Source organism: Bacillota bacterium, from assembly GCA_013178415.1.
GTDB lineage: Bacteria > Bacillota > SHA-98 > Ch115 > Ch115 > Ch115.
In genome coordinates this window covers 311,425-333,275 of sequence record JABLXA010000002.1, presented here as the reverse complement: position 1 = coordinate 333,275, position 21,851 = coordinate 311,425, and the positions used below count along the sequence as shown (strand labels likewise).

Annotated in this window: 19 protein-coding genes; 16 read left to right on the top strand and 3 right to left on the bottom strand. The window is 52.1% G+C overall.

The genetic code is table 11. The annotated features are described in order from the left end of the window. The first annotated feature begins 47 nt into the window (after positions 1–47). From HPY52_02890 to HPY52_02845, 10 genes are all read left to right on the top strand, one after another. Entirely contained in the window at positions 48–245 is a 198-nt protein-coding gene (locus tag HPY52_02890) for a hypothetical protein (protein NPV79214.1), read from the top strand. Next, positions 223–612, top strand: a complete 390-nt coding sequence (locus HPY52_02885; protein NPV79213.1) for a (2Fe-2S) ferredoxin domain-containing protein — start codon at positions 223–225, stop codon at positions 610–612. Before HPY52_02890 ends, HPY52_02885 begins: the two co-directional genes overlap by 23 nt. 15 nt (positions 613–627) lie before the next feature. Further along, positions 628–2,493 (top strand): NADH-quinone oxidoreductase subunit NuoF, encoded by a 1,866-nt coding sequence (gene nuoF / locus HPY52_02880; GenBank protein ID NPV79212.1) that lies wholly within the window; start codon positions 628–630, stop codon positions 2,491–2,493. A gap of 49 nt (positions 2,494–2,542) precedes the next feature. Further along, entirely contained in the window at positions 2,543–4,312 is a 1,770-nt protein-coding gene (locus HPY52_02875) for a 2Fe-2S iron-sulfur cluster binding domain-containing protein (GenBank protein NPV79211.1), read from the top strand. A 73-nt stretch (positions 4,313–4,385) separates the two neighbouring features. Then, entirely contained in the window at positions 4,386–4,880 is a 495-nt protein-coding gene (gene nuoE, locus HPY52_02870; protein NPV79210.1) for an NADH-quinone oxidoreductase subunit NuoE, read from the top strand. Positions 4,881–5,028: 148 nt separating this feature from the next. After that, entirely contained in the window at positions 5,029–6,540 is a 1,512-nt protein-coding gene (guaB, locus tag HPY52_02865; protein ID NPV79209.1) for an IMP dehydrogenase, read from the top strand. 227 nt (positions 6,541–6,767) lie between these two features. After that, entirely contained in the window at positions 6,768–7,604 is an 837-nt protein-coding gene (locus HPY52_02860; protein NPV79208.1) for a DUF4384 domain-containing protein, read from the top strand. Between the two features lie 93 nt (positions 7,605–7,697). Beyond that, complete coding sequence (gene asnS / locus HPY52_02855; GenBank protein NPV79207.1) at positions 7,698–9,092, top strand: asparagine--tRNA ligase; 1,395 nt, start codon at positions 7,698–7,700, stop codon at positions 9,090–9,092. Between the two features lie 20 nt (positions 9,093–9,112). After that, entirely contained in the window at positions 9,113–11,053 is a 1,941-nt protein-coding gene (locus HPY52_02850; GenBank protein NPV79206.1) for a tetratricopeptide repeat protein, read from the top strand. A gap of 1 nt (position 11,054) precedes the next feature. Further along, positions 11,055–12,464: an NAD(P)/FAD-dependent oxidoreductase gene (locus HPY52_02845; protein ID NPV79205.1), complete on the top strand. Its 1,410-nt coding sequence runs from the start codon at positions 11,055–11,057 to the stop codon at positions 12,462–12,464. Between the two features lie 1,029 nt (positions 12,465–13,493). Here the strand turns inward: HPY52_02845 and ilvC are convergent. Genes ilvC through ilvB form a run of 3 tightly spaced genes read right to left on the bottom strand, consistent with a single transcriptional unit; the run spans position 13,494 to position 16,688 of the window. Further along, entirely contained in the window at positions 13,494–14,492 is a 999-nt protein-coding gene (gene ilvC / locus HPY52_02840; GenBank protein ID NPV79204.1) for a ketol-acid reductoisomerase, read from the bottom strand. 22 nt (positions 14,493–14,514) lie between these two features. Further along, positions 14,515–15,015, bottom strand: a complete 501-nt coding sequence (ilvN, locus tag HPY52_02835) for an acetolactate synthase small subunit (protein NPV79203.1) — start codon at positions 15,013–15,015, stop codon at positions 14,515–14,517. After that, positions 15,012–16,688, bottom strand: coding sequence for a biosynthetic-type acetolactate synthase large subunit (gene ilvB / locus HPY52_02830; GenBank protein NPV79202.1), 1,677 nt, complete (start codon positions 16,686–16,688; stop codon positions 15,012–15,014). Before ilvB ends, ilvN begins: the two co-directional genes overlap by 4 nt. A 479-nt stretch (positions 16,689–17,167) precedes the next feature. On the opposite strand from ilvB, the gene HPY52_02825 reads away from it, so the two are divergent. The 6 genes from HPY52_02825 (at position 17,168) to HPY52_02800 (ending at position 21,685) form a co-directional block, all read left to right on the top strand. After that, positions 17,168–17,398, top strand: coding sequence for a hypothetical protein (locus HPY52_02825; protein NPV79201.1), 231 nt, complete (start codon positions 17,168–17,170; stop codon positions 17,396–17,398). Positions 17,399–17,409: 11 nt separating this feature from the next. After that, positions 17,410–17,610: a 50S ribosomal protein L31 gene (gene rpmE, locus HPY52_02820; protein ID NPV79200.1), complete on the top strand. Its 201-nt coding sequence runs from the start codon at positions 17,410–17,412 to the stop codon at positions 17,608–17,610. Positions 17,611–17,710: 100 nt separating this feature from the next. Next, the gene (locus HPY52_02815) at positions 17,711–18,595 is read left to right on the top strand and encodes a DUF1385 domain-containing protein (GenBank protein NPV79199.1); all 885 of its coding nucleotides are present in this window, start codon (positions 17,711–17,713) and stop codon (positions 18,593–18,595) included. Positions 18,596–18,615: 20 nt separating this feature from the next. Further along, on the top strand, positions 18,616–19,683 hold the full coding sequence (gene prfA, locus HPY52_02810; GenBank protein ID NPV79198.1) for a peptide chain release factor 1: 1,068 nt from the start codon (positions 18,616–18,618) through the stop codon (positions 19,681–19,683). Continuing rightward, positions 19,676–20,581 (top strand): peptide chain release factor N(5)-glutamine methyltransferase, encoded by a 906-nt coding sequence (gene prmC, locus HPY52_02805; protein ID NPV79197.1) that lies wholly within the window; start codon positions 19,676–19,678, stop codon positions 20,579–20,581. Before prfA ends, prmC begins: the two co-directional genes overlap by 8 nt. A gap of 42 nt (positions 20,582–20,623) precedes the next feature. After that, complete coding sequence (locus tag HPY52_02800; GenBank protein NPV79196.1) at positions 20,624–21,685, top strand: threonylcarbamoyl-AMP synthase; 1,062 nt, start codon at positions 20,624–20,626, stop codon at positions 21,683–21,685. The last annotated feature ends 166 nt before the right edge of the window (positions 21,686–21,851 follow it).

Sequence of the window (21,851 nt, the reverse complement as noted above, 5' to 3'; positions counted from 1 at the left end):
TGGCACATCCTATGCAATCATCTGATCAGCGACAGGGAGGGATGACCATGTCGCAGGAAATCAAGGTCTTAGAAATATCGGCGAGGAAAAAACTCTCAGGCGGTTCGTCCGCTGATGAAGGCTATGCCAGAATCCAGGCTCGCTATGATTGCCTGGAACCCAATATAGAATGGTTTGCCAGGGCCGAACGATTAGAGCGAGAAATCAGAGAGGCCCGAATGGATGAAAGATTCAATGAGAATTGAGCAAGGCGGCGATAATATGCGTTCCTTATCAGATCTAGAGCGGATAAGGCAGGGAGCCATACAACAGCTTAACCCGAGAGTTGTTGATAAATCCCCCAGGGTCACCTTCATTGTTCATATGGGCACTGAGGGCATAGCTGCTGGGGCCAGGGATGTGCTCCTTGCGATTCTTGATGAGCTGAAATCCAGGCGCGTATATGATTGCCGGGTGACGCAGACGCACTTTACCGGGTTCGGCCTTAGGCCGCCTGTACTAGACATCATCATCCCAGGACGCCATGTCGAGACGTATTCGGGTGTGACTCCTGATAATGCTCGACAGATAGTGAACGACATATTGACTCAAGCTCGGGCGGCCGTGGGTTAGGGAGGAATATTTTATATGGAGAAATTTTACAGGGCACATGTCCTGGTCTGCGGTGGGGCCGGGTGCGTGTCCTCAGGGTGTAAGGCTGTGGAAAACGCGCTCAGAACTGAGATCGCCAATCAAGGGCTTGAAGAGGAAATATGCGTGGTTGTCACGGGTTGCATAGGATCATGCGATCTAGGCCCGGTCATGGTCATTTATCCTGAAGGCGTATTCTATAGGAAAGTCCGCCCCGAGGACGTGAAGGATATCGTGGAGGAACACCTCCTCAAGGGAAGGCCTGTGGAACGATTGATGTATCGCGCGTCAAACCATGAGGCCATACCACAACTGGATGAAATCGGATTTTTCACGAAGCAGCGGAAAGTCGTGCTCAGGAATTGTGGGATCATCGATCCGGAGAATATCGAGGAGTATATCGCGCGTGATGGTTACGAGGCTCTTGCTCGTGTGCTGACGGAAATGACCCCTGAGGAAGTCATCGATATCGTCAAGAAGTCGGGTCTCAGGGGCCGTGGCGGCGGGGGATTCCCCACAGGTCTCAAATGGGAATTTTGCGCTAAAGCTACTGGGAGACCTAAGTATGTAGTGTGTAATGCAGACGAAGGCGACCCGGGAGCATTCATGGACAGGAGCGTTCTTGAAGGCGATCCACATAATGTGTTGGAGGCTATGGCGATAGCAGGAAGAGCCATTGGTTCGAGCCAGGGCTATATATATGTAAGAGCCGAATATCCGCTGGCGATACAGAGACTGAAGGTAGCGATCAAGCAGGCTCGTGACTATGGGCTATTAGGAAAGGACATATTCGGGACGGGTTTTGACTTTGATGTAGAGATAAGGGTAGGAGCTGGGGCTTTTGTATGCGGTGAGGAGACTGCCTTGCTGCAATCTATCGAAGGCAAACGCGGAATGCCTCGTCCAAGGCCGCCTTTCCCTGCAAATGAAGGGCTATGGGGCAAGCCCACGCTGATCAATAATGTTGAAACTTACGCAAATATACCTGCCATAATTCTCAATGGGTGGGAGTGGTTCGCAGGCATTGGGACAGAAAGAAGCAAGGGGACTAAGGTGTTCGCCCTTGCCGGCAAGATCGCCAACACAGGGCTAGTTGAAGTGCCCATGGGCACTACCTTGCGGGAAATTGTCTACGATATCGGCGGCGGCATCCTCGGAGGAAAGAAATTCAAGGCGGCTCAAACCGGAGGTCCTTCAGGTGGATGTATTCCAGCAGAATTTCTAGATACGCCCATGGAATACGATACCCTCATCAAGCTAGGGGCAATGATGGGATCTGGTGGACTCATCGTCATGGACGAGGGAACTTGCATGGTAGACATAGCAAAGTTCTTCTTGCAGTTTACGCAAGACGAATCTTGTGGGAAATGCATCCCTTGTCGGGAAGGGACCAGGGCGATGCTTGATATCTTGACCCGCATCACTGAAGGCAACGGTCGTGAGGGGGATATAGAGCTCCTCGAAAACCTTGCCAAGACTGTGAAGAACACCGCCCTTTGCGGACTCGGCCAGACAGCGCCGAATCCAGTGCTGAGCACCATCAGGTACTTCCGTAATGAATATGAGGCTCACATCAGGGATAAGAAATGCCCTGCCGGGGTGTGCAGCGCTCTGGTGCGCTATGAGATCATTCAAGATAAATGCAAGCGGTGCGGCCTATGCCGGAGACAGTGCCCGGTAAACGCCATAGAAGAGGTTCCTGAGGCTGAATTGGTGAGTGTGGGCGTTGGTTCCAAGGCTGACACAGGCTCAGCTGGCGCCGCGAAGTCCCGCCGTATGCCGCTAGTGATCAATCAGGACCGCTGCATCAAATGCGGCGCCTGCATGAAAGAGTGCAGGTTCCAGGCCATTGCGCGGCACTAAGTTGGAAGGTCTAAGCAAAACGGCTGGACAGAGACGGGAGGAAGAGTAAATGGCGAAGATCAAATTGACTATAGATGGTCGAGAAATAGAAGTTGAAAAGGGGAGCACCATACTTGAGGCTGCCAGAGAGGCCGGCATCGATATCCCTACCCTTTGCTACCATCCGGCGGTAGGGCCTTCAGGAGCATGCAGAGTATGCGTCGTTGAAGTTGAAGGGGCAAAGAGCCTTGTGGCATCCTGTGTCTATCCTGTAGCCGAGGGAATGGTTGTAAGGACCAACTCTCCCCAGGTCAGGGATGCCAGACGGATGGTGGTGGAGCTTCTGATTTCCACTCATCCACAGGATTGTCTCAGCTGCGACAAGAATGGAAAATGCGAATTGCAGGCGCTGGCCCGCCGGCTGGGTGTGAAGGAAGTAAGATTCAGGGCGCAGAAGCCGCACCATAAACCTGATACATCTAGCGTTTCAATACTACGTGACTCTGATAAGTGCATCCTCTGCGGTCGTTGTGTGACCATGTGCAGAGATATCCAGGGCATAGGCGCCATAAGTTTCGCGTATCGCGGGCGCCGGACCCTCATTACTCCTTCATTCGAACATGGGATAGGAGAGAGCGACTGTGTCAATTGCGGTCAGTGTTCAAAGGTCTGCCCGGTCGGCGCGATAGTTGAACAAGATGAGACAGAGGCTGTTTGGCATGCTCTCGATAATCGAAATCTGAAGACTGTTGTCCAGGTCGCCCCTGCCGTGCGGGCAGCGCTGGGTGAGGAATTTGGACTTCCAGCCGGGACTTCTGTTACCGGCAAGCTTGCCAGGGCGCTTCACCTTTTGGGATTCGACGCTGTATTTGACACCCAGTTTGCGGCTGATCTCACCATCATGGAGGAAGGTCATGAATTTCTCGAAAGGCTGAAGTCAGGTCACGATTTGCCGCTCCTCACTTCTTGTAGTCCGGGATGGATCAAGTATTGTGAGACATTTCATCCGGAATTTCTGGATCACATCTCTACATGTAAGTCCCCTCAACAGATGATGGGGGCGGTGATCAAGTCGTATTACGCCAGGTTGAAAGGGCTCAAGCCCGAGGAAATCTTCAGCGTCTCGGTCATGCCATGCACCGCTAAGAAATATGAAGCTAGACGTCCGGAAATGAACGCCTCTGGCGTCAGGGATGTAGATGCCGTGCTCACTACACGTGAGTTGGCCAAGATGATACGACTAGCGGGAATAGATTTTGTAAATCTCGAAGATGACGATTTCGACTCGCCTTTGGGTGAGTCTTCAGGTGCCGGCACCATCTTTGGGGTAACGGGCGGCGTAATGGAAGCGGCTCTCAGGACTGTCTATGAAATGGTCACAAAGAAGACCCTAGATGCCATTGACTTTACTCAGGTCAGAGGATTTGCGGGCGTGAAGGAAGCAGAAATATTGGTCGGTTCCGCTAGAGTGAGAGTCGCCGTTGTCCATGGCCTGGGCAATGCAGGAAAGTTCCTCGAGAGTCTAAGATCCAGCGGCGATCGCTATCATTTTGTAGAGGTAATGGCTTGCCCTGGGGGCTGCATAATGGGAGGAGGCCAGCCTGCTTCACTTGATGCGGATATCGCTCAGAAGAGGGCTTCGGTTCTCTATCGTGAGGATATAGGCAAGGCTGTCCGGAAATCCCATGATAACATGGCTGTGCGCAAGATATACGAGGAATTCCTGGGTGAGCCTGGCAGTGAAATAGCTCACAGGCTGCTCCATACTTCATATGTCGCCCGCGGCCGTGCGGCGGCGCAGGAGCTGGCCGTTCTAGCGGGCTATGTGGCTGGGGCATAAGGTCCGGCGGTCTGGTATTAGATACAATGGCAGTGTATATTGTTGGCTGCATGCGATGAAAGGATGATCGGTTATGTCAACTGCGACATGCAAATGTGGCGGAACGCTCACAGATGATAGATGGATGAAGCTTGATCAGATAATTGAGAGGCATCGAGGCAAGAGGGGGGCACTTATACCTATATTGCATGAGGCTCAAGAGCTATTCGGTTGCCTATCGGAGGATGTCCAGCTCAGGGTGGCGGAATCTCTCGGGATCTCGCCGGCAGAAATATATGGAGTCGCCACATTTTATTCTTTCTTTACTTTACAGCCACGTGGAAAACACAAGATAGCCGTCTGTCTTGGGACAGCCTGCTATGTGCGCGGCGCTTCTGAGATATTATCAGCTCTGAAGAAAGAATTACAGGTCGAGGTCAATGGGACAACATCAGATGGGAAATTCAGCCTCGAAGTAGTAAGATGCCTTGGAGCATGTGGGCTCGCTCCGGTCATGATGATTGGGGACAATGTATACGGACGAGTAAAGCCTGACGAGGTTCCAAACATCTTGAAGGAATTTAAATAATAAGATATCTCCGCCCCACGCATATGGAGGAGGTCCGAGGGAGCCGGGCCTTCTCCTTTTTAATCGACAGAATGTCCTTGTCACCCTTGAGTTTGGATAACCTGTCTGCTATCATGGGACTAATAAGGGCGGCAGGGAGGTTTATTCGATGAATTATAGTCATAGAAATCAGGACAGTGCAGGAGCGCAGAATGAATTGCCTTTGGGTCTCACTTTTGACGATGTTTTGCTCATCCCCAATGAATCAGAAGTGATACCTAGAGAAGTAGATATAAGCACCTATCTTACGAGAAACATCAAATTGAATATCCCGGTATTGAGCGCGGCTATGGACACGGTCACTGAAGCTCGCCTCGCTATCGCCATTGCCAGGGAGGGGGGGCTTGGGGTCATTCACAAGAATATGTCCATTGAAAAGCAGACCTCTGAGGTGGATAAGGTAAAGAGGTCAGAGCATGGGATAATTGTGGATCCGATCTACCTTTCGCCACACAATACGATACGGGAAGCTTTGGCCATAATGGAGCGGTATCGGATCTCTGGGGTCCCGATCACAGACAATGGGAAATTGGTGGGGATACTCACAAACCGTGATTTGAGATTTGAGACGAATTTCGACCAGCCCATCGAAAATGTAATGACAAAGGAAAACCTCATAACGGCACCTGTCGGGACTACCATCGAGGAAGCGAAGGCCATACTACAAAAACACAAAATCGAAAAGCTTCCTCTGGTAGATGAGAACTTTATGCTGAAGGGGCTGATCACCATCAAGGATATCCAGAAGGCCATCCAATACCCGAATGCTGCCAAGGATGCGAAGGGAAGGCTGAGAGTGGGAGCCGCCATCGGTGTCGGAAGAGACACCTTTGAGAGAGCAAAGGCGCTGGTCAAGGCTGGAGTCGATGTCCTGGTGGTAGATACGGCCCACGGTCATTCAAAGGGTGTTGTGGAGACTGTACGCAAGGTCAAGGAACTTTTCCCTGATGCGGAGATCATCGCTGGCAATGTGGCGACTGCAGAAGCGACACGGTCCCTTATAGAAGCAGGGGCGTCTGCTGTCAAAGTTGGTGTTGGGCCCGGGTCCATATGCACGACCCGTGTCGTTGCCGGTATCGGGGTGCCGCAGATTACAGCCATCTCCTGGTGTGCCAAGGAGGCCTCCAAATATGGAATTCCGGTGATAGCGGATGGCGGGATCAAATATTCCGGTGATATAACAAAGGCCCTGGCGGCCGGCGCAAACTGCGTCATGATCGGAAACCTCCTCGCTGGGACGGAGGAAAGCCCTGGCGAAAGGGTGATCTATAAGGGACGCAGTTTCAAAGTCTATAGGGGCATGGGATCCATTGGCGCCATGAAGGAAGGCTCGCGTGACCGTTATTTCCAGGAGAATGCTGAGAAATTAGTGCCAGAAGGAATTGAAGGGCGGGTGCCGTATAAAGGTCCCCTTGCGGACACGATCTTTCAATTGGTAGGGGGACTCAAAGCAGGAATGGGTTACTGCGGCGCGCGAAATATCGAGGAATTGCAGACAAAGGCGCGATTCATCAGAATAACCAACGCAGGCCTTCGAGAGAGTCACCCGCACGATGTGGTCATTACTCAGGAAGCGCCCAACTACAGCCTGACTGATACCGAAACTCAGGATTACTGGTGAGTCGTTGGTAGATCAGCCCTCTTTTATCAGAACGGGTATTGATGACTCTCTGACCTCCGCTGGGGCAAATAGGATCATATGGTGAAATGAGACAGTATTGGGACCTCGGTCACGAATATTATATAGGCAGGCCAATGTATCTCATGTCGAGCACGAGGCTCTTTGATATCAAGGCATGGGTGCATTAGAATGCGATGTAGTGATTTCGGTAGAAAGGAGTGATATGAGTGAGACTTGCCAAAGTGCGCTGGCTGATGGCCGTGGCCATGCTTCTCGTATTGGTGCTTGTCCCGGTTGCCGGTCGGGCAGATGAGCCAAAGCTCAAGCTTTTCGTCAACCCTATGCCGGTTTTCTCTACGAATATTTGGGTGGATCGAGGCGAGGGCAGCACCTATTACCCAGGGGAAAACGTCAGGATATCCTTCCGGGCCACGAGGGACTGTTATGTCTACATCCTGGATGTAGACCCCGCCGGTGTGTATCGCTGGCTTCTACCAAGTGTGTGGTGGGGAAACAACTACATCAGGGCCAACCAGACCAGGACATTGCCAGAGGGCCCGTATGAGCTGACAGTGGGCGGTCCTCCTGGAGTGGAGCATCTCTACATCTTTGCCTCTACTCGGCCCCTGGACATGCCATATCTGGAACGTTCCCTCAAATCCGGCCAATTTGCGCCGCGGATAGAGGCACAGGCGGAGATCATTGAAAAAGAGATAAAGGCCAGGATCAATGTGGTTCCAAGTTCGTCGTGGGTAAGTGATTCAACTTACTTCTATGTAGGCGGAAATAGCGCCTGGCCACCGGCTATTACACCCCCGCCTCCACCGCCACCTCCGGCACCGCGGGGCGCGATCAATGTGACCTCCTCACCATCAGGCGCGCGTGTGTTCCTGGATGGCCAGGAAAAGGGGTATACGCCGTTGTTCATCAGAGATGTGCCCCTTGGGGATCATGAGATAGTCCTGGTGGTGCCGGGGTATTACGCCGTAACACACCAGTTTGAGATGAGCTATCCCGGAACATTTTACATAAGCCGTAGCCTCAGGCCTATTCCGAAGAGGTAAAATGTCGGGATCATGAAGTGAAGATCGGCTGGAGATGCTGCCGTTCCCTGTAACCGATAGATATTACGGGGGACGGCCTTTTTATGCCATGATATGGAGTGGTATAATAGCACTGTCTGGATTAACCTGACTAAAGAGGAAGGGGGCGAGGCGCGTTCCTCCTGGCGAACCCGGAGGTCTACCGCGCCGAATTCTGTGAAACGCGTTCATATAAGCGATCTCGGAGCACATGAAGGAGAAGACGTGGAAATTCGCGGGTGGTTATATAACAGGAGATCCAGCGGCAAGATCCAGTTTTTGCAAATCCGGGATGGCAGCGGTATTGTCCAGTCAGTGCTCGTGAAAGGGGAGGTCGATGACGGGCTATATGATTTGGCTGACAGGTTGACCCAGGAATCTTCTGTCATCATTCGTGGCACGGTGCGTAGCGACAGGCGAGCGCCAGGCGGATATGAACTTGCCCTCAGAGATCTCGAAGTCGTGCAAATTGCCGAACCTTACCCGATAGCGCTCAAGGAACACGGGATCGACTTCTTGTTAGATCATCGTCATCTATGGATTCGTTCGCCGAGGCAGGCGGCTATTCTTAAGATACGTAGTGATCTTGTCAAGGCAGCCAGGGATTTCCTTGACGATAAGGGATTCGTTCTCCTCGACGCGCCAATTCTTACGCCATCTGCCTGTGAGGGAACCACCACTCTCTTTGAGACGGATTATTTTGACACTAAGGCCTATCTTACGCAAAGTGGGCAGCTTTATATGGAAGCTGGGGCCATGGCTCTCGGGAAAGTATATTGCTTTGGACCAACCTTTAGGGCAGAGAAATCCAAGACGCGCCGACACCTCATAGAATTCTGGATGCTGGAGCCAGAGATGGCTTACACGGAACTGGATGAGAGCATGGAACTCCAGGAGGAGCTCATTTCCTTCCTTGTGCAGCGAATCTTGGATAAGAGAAAGGCCGAGCTCGCTCTTCTAGGGAGAGATATCTCGCTGCTGGAGGATATAAAGCCTCCTTTCCCGAAGATCACGTATGATGAGGCAGCCGGCATTCTCAGGCGCCACGGTGTGGATTTCAAATGGGGCAACGATTTCGGTGGGCAGGATGAGACCATTATCTCCAATGAATTCAAGAGGCCCGTTTTTGTACACCGGTATCCTGTGGAATGCAAGGCCTTTTATATGAAACCGGATCCGGCAAGGCCTGAGGTCGCGCTCTGCGCTGACCTTCTGGCGCCTGAAGGATATGGAGAGATAATAGGCGGAGGACAGAGAATTGATGATCCTGAGCTCCTGGCGGAGAGGATCAAGGACAATAAACTGCCAGAACATGCTTATTCCTGGTATCTGGATCTCCGCAGGTATGGTTCGGTTCCACATTCAGGATTTGGTCTGGGTATAGAAAGAACCGTGGCATGGATTTGCGGGCTGGATCATGTCAGGGAGACTATTCCCTTTCCTCGTTTGCTCAACAGGATCTATCCATAGATGGGGGTGATACTCAGCTGATGTCTCGAATCATATTCATCCGGTCAGGTCAGGGTAAGGGTATCCTTGTGCTGGCGGGGATATGCCTTGCTTTCCTGGTCCTACTTTGTTCGCATGTACGCGCTCAAACACATTTAGGCCTCGCTGAGAGCTATTTCGACAAATCAGGGGCCCAGTCGGCAATCGATTATCAGATCGGCCTCTGGACAGAACCCTATTATGTCGCACGCTATTCTCTGAAAGGAGCGTCGCCCAAGGATAAGGGGTTTCTTGAGAGGTGCTTGCGGGAGTATGAGATTGCTGCATCAGAAGACCCACGCAATGTGGAAGCCCTGGTAGGGATGGGCTGGGCCCAGTTTGCCTTGAAGGACTATGGGGCCGCGGCACAATCTTTTGAGATGGCTTACTCCCTATTGAAAAATGCTGGGGCGCCAAAGTCAGACCAATCCCGCGGAGATGTTGCAGTGGCCCTGGCCTCAACGTATTTCCAGTACGGTAGGATAGAACAGGCCAAGGCCTTATTTGAGGAGGCAGTTGAGCGAGAGAAGTTGTCCAAGCGAAGCATGGGATTGGCCCACTTCGGACTCGCCATGATAGGCTACTGGAATATGGACTTTGACGGGGCAGCGGCTCATTTATCTGAAGCCGAGAAATCCCTTGGTGGAAGGATCTACATAAGGCGTGCCAGGGCATCATTGCTGGCATGTAGCGGAAAGCTGTCCGAAGCGGTGGATGCCCTCAAGCAGATATTGAAGGACGCCCCTGAAGATACTCTGGCCCATGATATGCTTGCCAGCATTTTGATGTCGCCGTGGCCTAAGAATTCTGGCTCCAAGCCGGATATCGAGCCGGAAGTGCATCTCAAGGCGGCTATTTCTGGAGATCCGGGCCTTATCAGAGCATATTTCATGCTTGCCAAGCTATATCGGGAAAAGGGGCAGGTTGACAAGGAGATAGAGCTCCTGCGCTCCGCCCTAAAGGTGGCGGACGAGCCGGACAGTGAGGTCATTCAGCGTACTCTGAGGTCAATTACTGAGAAAGAAAAAACCAGCGAGTCCAGTCCGCCATCTGATACTGGGAAATCCAAGGATGAGCCGGGCAAGAGCCAGCTATCCGAGCAATCATCAAAAATATATATGATAATCAATAATGGCACTCGGTATTCCTTGCACAACGTAATCCCAGTGGTATTCAGGGGGATTAATGCAAGGCGGGTATATGGAATCCGAAGCGAATCAGGAGATAGGATCGACTGGAGCCCATGGTACAGGCCCGTCCTGTGGGTGAGGCTGCCTTCGGGGGATGGAAAGAAGAGGCTAGATTTCTCATTGGTTGATGTTTCCGGCCGGGCTGTGACTGTTCAGGGAGAGATCATCCTGGACGTTTCCCCGCCCCGCGGACAGATAGAAATCATAGCTGAAAGAGGGGTTACTTCATCCCGCACCGTGACCCTTGAGCTCCGTGCATATGACGAGGGAAGCGGGGTTGAGGCTGTGAGCTTTGCGGAGGATGGGATGCCTTGGGGACCCTGGGAAAAGTATTCCTTCAGGAGGCCATTCACCATTTTCGGCCCGGAAGGTGAAACGTGGGTCTATGTTAGGTTTAGGGATAATGCCGGCAATGTCTCTCAGGCTTACGGGGATTCCGTCATCCTAGACCTCACTCCTCCCAAGATCAAGGCTGTGTCACCGGCTTCTATAAAAGGAGGGAGCGCGACCATATCCTGGTTCACTGACGAGGAATCTGATTCCCTTGTGGAATATGGCACTCGTCCGCGTGAATATACCCGCCAGGCGAGGGACGGGAAATATACCACCTGGCATGTCATCACGCTGGAAGAATTAGAGCCAGGTGTAACATACTATTGTCGCATTAGATCCAGAGACCTGGCGGGCAATCCGTCCGAATACAAGGAATTAAGATTTACAATGCCGGCACATTCGACGAAGGCAGGGATCTAACTTGGCCAATGACTCGAAGGCATATGATGTCATAATCATCGGCGCGGGCCCTGCAGGCATCTTCGCTGCACTTGAGCTTGCGGGTGAAGCAGGTCCTGCCCCGAGGGTGTTGATTCTTGAAAAGGGGAGGAGCCTGGATGAAAGAGTCTGTATCTCGCAAGAACATCCGGGAACCAGTTGCAGACGATGTTCACCATGCAGGGTAGTATCCGGTTGGGGCGGGGCAGGGGCCTTCAGCGACGGGAAGCTGACGCTCTCCCCGGAAGTTGGGGGAATGCTGGATTCGTACATTTCCAGCTCCGAGCTTTCAGCCTTGATTCGTTATGTTGATGATATATATCTGAGATTTGGGGCGCCGGAGCAGGTTTATGGAGAAGACAGCGAGGCTGTAAGCGAGCTCGCGCGAAAGGCTACGCTTGCAGAATTGCGTCTCATCCCTTCAAAAGTCAGGCATCTTGGCACCGGCCGCACCAAGGAGATTCTCAAACGGATGCAGCATCATCTCGAGAGTAGGGTTGACATCCGGCTTGGCGTGGCTGCTTCCAGGGTTGTGGCAAAGGACGGAGAGGTAAGGGGAGTAGAAATCCAGGACGGGAGATTTATCCCCGGCAGATACGTGGTTGTGGCTCCGGGGAGAGAAGGGGCACAGTGGCTCGCCTCTCAAGCCAAGGGCCTTGGGCTCCAAATGGCCATCAATCCTGTAGACATAGGCGTCCGTGTTGAATTACCTGCCATCGTAATGGAGCCTCTTACAGATGTAACGTACGAAGCGAAACTCATTTACCATTCCAGATCTTTTGATGATAAGGTCCGGACTTTTTGCATGTGTCCTTATGGAGAGGTCGTGACAGAAAGCAGCGACGGCCTCATAACAGTCAACGGGCACAGCCATGCGCACAGGAAGACATCAAATACAAACTTCGCTCTGCTTGTGAGCAAGACATTCACGGAGCCCTTCAAGGAACCCATAGCTTATGGCAAATACGTGGCGGGTCTAGCTAACCTTTTGGGCGGCGGGGTCATTGTACAGAGACTTGGAGATCTCATATCGGGCAGGCGATCAACTCATGAAAGGATCCGTAAGGGGACGGTAAACCCTACTCTTGAGGATGCAACGCCCGGCGACTTGAGCCTTGTTTTCCCTTACCGCCATCTCATAGATATACTGGAAATGCTCCGGGCCCTTGACTCTTTGGCGCCGGGCGTCTATTCCCGCAACACTCTCCTTTACGGCGTGGAGGTAAAGTTCTATTCCTCCCGCCTTAGCCTGAGCAATGTCCTCGAGACACAGATCAAGGGACTTTTCAGCGCAGGTGATGGAGCTGGGGTCACGAGAGGTCTCATGCAGGCCTCCATCTCAGGCGTCATCGTGGCAAGAGAAATACTCAGGCGATTTTCCGGAGACCGATGATGCTCGAATCTTGTGCAATATCAGCTGGGCCGTCCCCAGGCGGGTGTTGAACTGTTGGCTAAGACGGACCGCAGAGCACCCGCCCTTTCTTTGGCGGCTGAATCGCTGGATTTGGCGCGGCTAAAGATGTATAAGCTTGGTCTTGATTCCAGCTGAGAGGCAAATCCCAATCTTGTTCTGTCATAGGACGTAATTCAACAGCCACACCCCGAGCCGATTTTCCCATTAATCACATATTGTGTTCTCTGATTGCCTGCACAGGACCTCCCCCGTTCATTGATCGTTTTCCAGGTGTTATAGGACCGGTGCTCCGTCTACAAGATAGCCAAGACTCTCGCCACCTTACCTTAGAGCAGAGACTAGCAGGATTCTAGTCCAGGTTCCACGTTCAGAGGGGCCAGAATATCGCCGGCTCTAGCCAATATATCCTATAAAATTCCTTATTATGGATGACCGTACCTTATAATTTTCCGACTCAAGGGTAGGTGGTAGGATTTTCGCCATTTGAAAGTAGAGGCTGACGAGACTCCAGCCACCTCCGCGTCCAAACTGGCCAAATTCTCGCCACCTCCAGCCAATGTATTCCATAAAGTTCCTCTTTATGGATGATTGCAACCTATAATCTTCCAATTTGGGAGCAAAGTAGCGAGAAATTCGCCACCCTGAACCAGGGGCTGGCGAAATCTTGACCACATTTGAGCAAAACCTGCCTGAATTTCAGCCACCTCAAGGTGAGATCAACCCAGAATTTGCCAAGATATCCCCGACCTGACGGAAATGTCGCCACCCTGGTGAGGAAGCTGACGGATTTTCAGTCACTTCTGCGGGGGACCTGCCTATAATCTTGTCATCCTCGGTCTAAGCTGACGAATTCTAAGCCACTTCCACGCGGGACCTGCTTGAAAACTCGTCACCAGCGATTTGAGATGACCAGAAACTCGCCACCCACGGACGGGGCGGCATCACCATCCCCGGCTACGCCGCCTCCGTCATACTCCCGGCAGGACAAGACGGCATATCCGCCCCAGATTACTTACTCTTCTTGATCCAGGGCATCATGTCGCGGAGCTTCTTACCCACTATCTCAATAAGATGGTTCTGCTCTTTTTTCTTCATAGCATTATAGACTGGACGGCCGGCCTGGTTTTCGAGAATCCATTCTTTCGCGAATTTGCCTGTCTGTATATCCTCCAGGATTCTCTTCATTTCCTTACGGGTCTCCTGAGTGATTATACGCTTGCCCGCTGTCATGTCACCGTATTCGGCCGTATCGCTGATAGAGTATCTCATCCAGCTTATGCCGCCTTCATACATGAGGTCAACGATCAGTTTCAACTCATGCAAACATTCGAAATATGCGATCTCGGGCTGGTAACCTGCCTCCACGAGGGTGTCAAAACCCGCCCGAACCAATTCTGTGCAGCCACCACACAGGACTGCCTGCTCTCCAAATAGGTCGGTCTCAGTTTCTTCCTTAAAGGTGGTCTCGATGACTCCTGCCCTGGTCGAACCAATTCCCTTCGCATAGGCCAGAGCTATATCCATAGCCTTGCCAGTATGATCTTGATAGACTGCCACCAATGACGGGACTCCTACACCATTTTCGTACATCCTTCGGAGGAGATGACCGGGGCTCTTGGGCGCGACCATGAATACATCCACATTTTCCGGCGGGACGATCTGACCAAAATGAATGTTGAAACCATGGGAGAAGCCAAGTGCCTTGCCCTCAGTTAGATAGGGAGCTATCTCATTCCGGTAGAGGTCTCGTTGCAGTTCATCTGGCACCAGTATTTGAATGATGTCCGCCTGTTGAGCCGCTTCGCTTGCCGATACAGGATTAAAACCATCTGCCACTGCCTTTTTCCAATTAGCCGAGCCTTTTCTATTGCTTACTATTACGTCAAGCCCGCTATCTCTTAGGTTTTGCGCCTGGGCATGCCCCTGGCTCCCATAGCCTATGATGGCAATTTTCTTTCCTTTCAGCACTTCGATATTTGCATCACTATCGTAATAGATCTTCGCCATTACTTTTCCCTCCTGGATCTTATTATTTTGTTTCCACAGTTGTTGTCTTGGGCCCCCTCACCATGGCAATCTTTCCGGTCCTCACCAGCTCCTTGATGCCATAAGGTCTTGCCAGTTGAACGAAGGCATCGATCTTATTTTCATCCCCGGTGACCTCGATGATCATGGCCGTCTCGCTCACATCTACTATTTTGCCCCGGAAGATCTCCACCACCTGAAGGATCTCAGAACGATTCCTCGAGTCGGCGCTTACCTTCAGCAGGGCTAGCTCTCTGTCGACAAAATCATCGGAGGTGATATCGCTGATCTTGACAACATCGATCAATTTATGAAGCTGCTTTGTGATCTGCTCAAGGGTGGCGTCATCTGCCTCCGAGACTATGGTCATCCTGGATAGCCCGGGAAGCTCTGTGCGTCCCACCGCGATGCTCTCTATGTTGAATCCTCTTCTACTGAAGAGTCCTGCGACTCTTGCGAGCACTCCTGACCGGTTCTGCACAAGGATTGCCAGAGTGTGTTTCATCTTACACCCTCCTCTAGCATGTTATTGAGAGTCCCATCCGGTGGGACCATTGGGAATACATTTTCTTCTGGCTCGATCCTGAAGTCCAGCACAACTGGCCCGTCCAAATCAAAAGCCCACTTCAAAGCATCATGGATTTCATCAGGCTCGGTGACCATGCGTCCATGTGCGCCATATGCCTCGGCAAGCTTCACAAAGTCTGGGTTGCTCTTCGCGATGATGGTGTGAGAATATCGTCGTTTGAAAAAGAGCTCCTGCCACTGTCGCACCATTCCAAGGCAGCCATTATTCAAGAGAACGACCTTGACTGGAAGGTTGTATCCTACGGCTGTGGCAAGTTCCTGAATGTTCATCTGGAAACTGCCATCGCCTGCAATGTCTATGACCAGCTTGTCGGGACATCCCACCTGGGCACCTATGGCCGCCGGGAAACCGAAGCCCATGGTACCTAGCCCACCCGATGAGATGAATGTTCGCGGATGGATTGGCTTGATGATCTGGGCGGCCCACATTTGATTCTGGCCAACCTCGGTGGTAATTATGGCTTTACCGTCTACCAGTTCATTTATGGCTTCTATGATCATCTGAGGCCGAAGTTTCCCGTCTTTCTTATAAGTTAAAGGATAACGGGTTTTCCATTCACTTATTAGAGCTTTCCATTCAGGATGGGATTTCCTCTTGACAAGCGGAAGAAGCGCCTTGAGTACCCTTTTTGCATCTCCCACGACTGGAATATCCACGTGGAAGTTTTTGCCTATCTCGGCTGGATCAATGTCTATATGAACTACCCGGGCCTTTGGAGCGAATGCCTCCACCTTGCCAGTGACGCGATCATCGAATCGAGCCCCTACGGCGATGAGCAGGTCGCATTCGCACACCGAATAGTTTGCGGCTTTTGTCCCATGCATTCCCAGCATCCCAAGGGAAAGCTCATGGGTGGCAGGAAAAGCCCCTAGACCCATTAATGTCATTGTAACAGGGATGTCTGCCAATTCAGCAAGAGCGCGAAGCTCTTCATGCGCTCCGGATGTTATGACGCCTCCACCCACGTAGAGAAGAGGCCTTGACGCCTCCTCGATCGCCTTGGCCACACGCTGGATCTGCATGGCATGACCATCATATGTGGGCTTATAGCCAGGGAGACTGATCTCTTTCGGATGTGACGGCCTTATTTGAGCCGCAGAAACATCCTTGGGGAGGTCTATCAGCACAGGTCCAGGCCTCCCTGTAGTTGCTATATGGAAAGCCTCCTTTACTATCCTCGGAATATCTCTGGCATCCTTGACCAAATAGTTGTGTTTGGTTATAGGGATCGTTATCCCAGTAATATCTGCCTCCTGAAAGGAGTCTTTCCCTATCATCGTGGTTGCGACCTGCCCGGTGATGGCCACAATTGGTATGGAATCCATATAGGCATTGGTCAGGCCTGTTACCAGATTTGTCGCTCCTGGACCAGATGTGGCCATTACGACACCAGGCTTGCCCGTTGCTCTTGCATACCCGTCAGCTGCATGGGCGGCACCCTGTTCATGTCTTGTAAGTATATGGCGTATTGGGCTATCAAGGAGAACATCATATAGGGCCAGAACCGCCCCACCAGGATATCCAAAGACAACATCTACTTTCTGTTCCAAGAGGCTTTCTATCAACGCTGCTGCGCCACTTGTCCTCATTCTTCTCCCTCCTTAGTATCATGTGGTGAGTAATGTAGTTATAAAAAAACGTCCCCGCACGTTCACCCTTGGAACGTCCGGGGACGGAAAAATCTCCGTGGTACCACCCCAAATTCATAGCGCCTTTCTCTAAGAAGCCGGAGATAAACAGCATCATAGGTGATCATGATGAAGAAACATGACAGTATAGAGAAGATCGCGCTATCTCTGATCTATAACGGATATCCCTCGGACCGATCACTATTTGGAGCTTCCAACCTGTGACCGCCTTCGTGGAATCACCCGGCAAGACCTACTGAATCCGGAACCGACCCGGGATCTTTCAGCCCGCAGCTCCAGGGGGAGATTCGAACCTGGCAGTGGCGCTGCTTTCCACCATCCGCAGCTCTCTATATCCCTTCGCCAGGCCTACTGGCCCTTTCATTGCCTTTCTGACTATGGAATGATATTATTCAGAAGTATATCAGGCGATTCGGGGAGTGTCAATAGCCTCGGCAGAATTTGTTGCATTTGCTGGATTTGCTGCCGCGGGATTTGAATGCCGGGCCAAAATGTGCTATAATACGTGCCGTATGCCCCGTAAGGGAGCTAGAGAATCTGCTGGAGATACGAAAAATATAACCGCCACCCCGGGTCATGAGCTGGACTCCATGCGTTGTGAGCTAGGTCTCCTGACATTGGGAAACAGGGGCATCAGGGCGGGGAAGTGAGGGTGAGCTAGTTGAAGAAGGATATCCATCCAAAGTTTTATATTACTACTATCACCTGCGCATGCGGGGAGAGATTTGAAGTCGGATCTACCAAGAAGGACCTCAAGGTTGAGATATGCTCCAAGTGCCATCCGATGTTTACCGGCAAGCAGCGCATCGTAGACACAGGTGGACGAGTGGAGCGCTTCAAGAAGCGGCACGGGATTGCCTGAGCCTACCGCTGCAATCGCTGGTACTCGACTTGAACCTTTAGGACAGAGCCCGGGGGATAAGCTCGGTTGCTCTGTCTTTGCCAATTAGGGGGGGTGGCCGTTGAGACAGGATTTCCAGTATGGTGGGCAGGCAGTGATCGAGGGCGTTATGATGAGGGGCAGAGATCATATAGCTGTCGCGGTAAGGAAAGGGAACGGTGAAATAACCGTCATGAAACGTCCCTTGAATTCTTCGCTGGCCAAGAACAGATTCCTCCGGCTGCCCATCATTCGCGGCGTGGTGGTGCTGATAGAATCTCTGGTCATTGGGATTCAGGCCCTCATGTATTCTGCAAATGAGTTTGCCGGAGAAGAAGAGGACATGAAGCTCAAGCCCTGGGAGACGACGGCCGCCATGATTGGCGCGTTTGCCCTGTTCGTAGGGCTCTTTGTCATACTCCCGAACTTCATTGCCGCAGGAGTTCAGCGCCTTGGTGCGGGGCCCATAGGAACCAGCGCTAGTGAGGGAATTTCCAGGATCGTGATATTCCTTCTATACATTTTCGGGGTATCCAGGATAAAGGATATAAAGAGAGTGTTTGAATATCACGGAGCGGAACACAAGGTCATATACACATATGAGGCGCAAGAGGAGTTGTCAGTGGAGAATGCCCGTAAATATAGCACTCTTCATCCCAGGTGCGGGACCAGCTTCCTCTTGATCGTCATGGTAGTTATGATATTGATTTTTTCCCTTATTGGATCCAGGACTTTGCTCGTCCGCCTCGGGCTCAGGTTGATTCTCCTGCCGGTGGTGGCTGGGATATCCTATGAGTTTATCAAATTATCAGGGAGAAGGACCCTGCAGAGGGCGACTTGGTTTCGCTGGCTGATAGCTCCCGGTCTCTGGCTCCAGCGGCTTACCACGAGAGAACCAGATGATTCACAGTTGGAGGTGGCCATCAAGGCCCTCACCATGGTCCTTGAGGATAGTAGCGCTTCCTGACGGGGGGTGAATAGGTGGAAATATTTGAGAGATTACAAGAAATTGAATCGCGTTATGAGGATCTGGAAAAGGAACTCGGGGACCCCGAAGTTGTAGCCGATCAAGAACGATTTTCAAAGTGCGCCAAGGTTCACGCCGAGCTCGAGGAGGTTGTCAGCGTTTATAGAAAATACAAGAAAGCGGCTGAGGACCTTGATTCGGCAAAGGCCATGTTATCTAGCCATGTTGACCGGGAATTTCGGGAATTCCTGGAGTCAGAGATCAGCACCCTCAGTGAAGAAAAAGAAAGCCTTGAGAATAGGCTGAAGATCCTCCTGTTGCCTCGGGATCCGAATGATTATAAAAATGTGCTGGTGGAGATCAGGGGCGGGGCCGGTGGCGAGGAGGCAGCCCTCTTTGCGGCGGATCTTTTCAGGATGTATTCGCGGTATGCAGAGCGCCATGGCTGGAGGACCGAGATGATGAGCAGCAATCCTACAGATCTCGGGGGATTCAAAGAGGTTATCTTCATGGTTGAGGGGCGCGGCGCATATAGCAGGCTAAAATATGAAAGTGGGGTCCACAGGGTCCAGCGGGTGCCCACGACAGAGGCGTCGGGCCGAATCCATACATCCACCGCTACGGTGGCGGTCCTTCCCGAGGCAGAGGAAGTTGAAGTTGATATAAAACCTGAGGAACTGCGTATTGAAGTTTTTCGTTCCACTGGCCACGGTGGGCAGAGTGTCAATACCACCGACTCCGCGGTGCGCATCGTTCATATACCCACAGGCCTGGTTGTCACCTGTCAGGATGAGCGCTCGCAGCTCAAGAATAAGGAAAAGGCCATGAGGGTCCTGAGGGCTCGTCTCCTGGACATGGCCCAGCGTGAACAAGAGGCCCGTATTACAGAGGCCAGGAGGTCTCAAGTGGGCACGGGGGACCGCAGCGAGAGGATACGGACATATAATTTCCCTCAAAACCGTGTGACAGACCATAGGATCGGTTTTACGACCCACAGACTCGAGGCGATCCTCGATGGCGACCTCGATGAGCTGGTGGATGCCCTGCTGACAGCAGATCAGGCTGAGAAGCTGAGGAAGATTGGCTGAGGGGAAGAAAGTAGAGATAATATGGAGAGCAGGAGCTAGAGCAGGGGTGACGATTGCCGAGGCCCTACGAAAGGCCACCATGAGTTTGAAGAAATACGGGATTCCTACAGCCAGACTGGACGCAGAGGTGCTGCTTGCATTCGTGCTTGCATGTCGCCGGGAAGATTTATATGCTCATCCTGAGAGGGTGGTCGACCATTCAAAGCTGGATGAGTTTCGGAGTCTTCTGGAAAAGCGGATCAACAGGGTGCCCGTGGCATACCTACGTTCGCTGAAGGAATTCATGGCTATGGAGTTTCTGGTGACACCAGCAGTGCTCATCCCAAGGCCTGAGACAGAGGTGCTTGTCGAAGCCGTTTTATCGGAATTCGCTTGCCGCTGCAGGAGGGCTCTCATAGCAGACATCGGGACAGGCAGCGGGGCCATTGCCGTGGCCCTGGCATACCGGCTGACCGATATTGAAATCGTGGCCACAGATATTTCTCCGTCAGCCATTTCCATAGCAAAGTTGAATGCCAAGAGGCATCATGTGCAGGACCGGATTCGATTTGAGGTCGGTGATCTTTTGGAGCCCTTGTCGAGACTTGGGCTTGAAGGCAGATTAGACGCTATCGTTTCCAATCCACCATATATAGCTAGCTCTGAAATGGGAAGTTTGCCGCCGGAGCTTTCATTTGAGCCAAAGATCGCGCTGGACGCCGGGGAAGACGGGCTTTCCCCATTCCGGCGGATGCTTGCAGGCGCGGCAGAATTCTTGAAGGACTCAGGTCTGGTCGCGTTGGAAGTGTCAAGCCTCAGAGCTTCGGAAGTGGCTCGTCTTGCCGAGAATCTGGGATATAATGTCAGTATCAGGCAAGACTATGCCGGCAGGGATAGAGTCGTCATGGCCCGTAGATGAACTGTTGATACGTAAATTGAGAAGAAGGCAATATCGATTGATATGGAGAAGGCAACAGAACTACTGGTGGTGAATCCTGATAAACCGGATACTGCCGCCATAAGATACGCTGCCGATGTTCTGAGGCGCGGCGGGCTAGTGGCGTTTCCTACCGAAACAGTATATGGACTCGGCGGCGATGCCACTGACCCTGGCGCCGCTTCTGCGATATTTGCGGCAAAGGGACGCCCTCAGGATAATCCCTTGATAGTGCATATCGCAAAGCGCGAGGATCTTTGGCTGGTAGCGAGGGATGTGCCGGAGGCGGCATTAAGGCTCATCGAGCATTTCTGGCCCGGCCCGCTTACCTTGGTCTTGCCCAGGACCCACCTCATCCCTGATGAGACGACAGGGGGTCTTGATACTGTGGCCATCCGCATGCCCGATCACGGCATTGCCCTTGCTTTGATTGCTGAGGCGGGCGTGCCAGTGGCGGCGCCTAGCGCAAATACATCCGGTAAGCCGAGTCCGACAACTGCTGATCATGTCATGGAGGATCTGGCAGGTAAGATCGATCTTGTGATCGATGGAGGGCCCACTTCGATAGGGGTGGAGTCCACAGTCGTGGACATGACCGTATCCCCTCCCATGGTGTTGAGGCCGGGAGGCACCACGCTGGAGGACTTGAGAGAAATCCTGGCCAATATAGAGGTGAGCCCCAGCATCATCCATCCCGGCCGCATGCCCATCAATGGCGCGCCTCGTTCTCCCGGCATGAAATATACTCATTATTCACCTGAGGCTGAGGTAATGCTTTTTGAGGGGGACCCGCAGGATATAGTATCGGGGATTCGCCGTTCAGCCATCGACCTTATTGCTCAGGGGAAGAGGGTCGGGATCCTGGCGACCCATGAGACTCACGACCTGTATAAAGACCTCGGAGTATTGTTGAAGGTATCGGGAAGCAGAGAGGACCTCTCGCGGATAGCCTCGCATATCTTCGCTCTTCTAAGGGAATTTGATCATGATAAGGCCGATGTGATTCTTGTGGAGGGCGTTCCTGAAAACGGTCTTGGATTCGCTATAATGAACCGCCTCAGGAAGGCCGCAGGATCTAAGGTATGATCCGTTCCAATGTAGTCCCCCTGGCATGACCCCTTTTGTCATCATCACTGTCTCCCTGGAGATGCTTTTTGCATCGTCCCATGCCTGTGAAAAGGGAAAAAAACTAGCAAATAATGAGCGAGATTATTGCATTCAGTACCGCTTTTATGATAATATAATTCGTGAA